We start from the raw sequence: 301 nt of genomic DNA, 5'->3' as shown, positions 1-301 counted from the left end.
TCGTACCTGTACGACGCGGACGGCAACCAGCTGATCCGCCGCAACCCCGGCAAGACCACCATCAACCTCGGTGTGGACGAGCTCACCCTCGACACCGCCACCGGCTCGATGTCCGACGTCCGCTCCTACCCCGCCCCCGGCGGCATCACCATCACCCGCGTCACCGCCCAGGCCGGCGGCAAGCTGGTCTACCAGTGCGCCGACCCGCACGGCACCAACGGCGTCCAGATCGACACCGACGCCGCCCAGACCGTCACCCGACGCCCCACCGACCCCTTCGGCAACCCCCGCGGCACCCAGC

1 protein-coding gene is annotated in these 301 nt (G+C 71.4%); it reads left to right on the top strand.

Annotated elements, in window-relative coordinates; translation table 11 throughout:
- On the top strand, positions 1-301 hold a 301-nt coding region (locus AA75_RS41210; RefSeq protein WP_033825640.1), incomplete at both ends, for a hypothetical protein.

This window comes from Kitasatospora sp. MBT63 (assembly GCF_000710465.2).
GTDB lineage: Bacteria > Actinomycetota > Actinomycetes > Streptomycetales > Streptomycetaceae > Kitasatospora.
The sequence above is the reverse complement of the archived record's forward strand: the minus strand, read 5'-3'. Positions and strand labels throughout refer to the sequence as shown.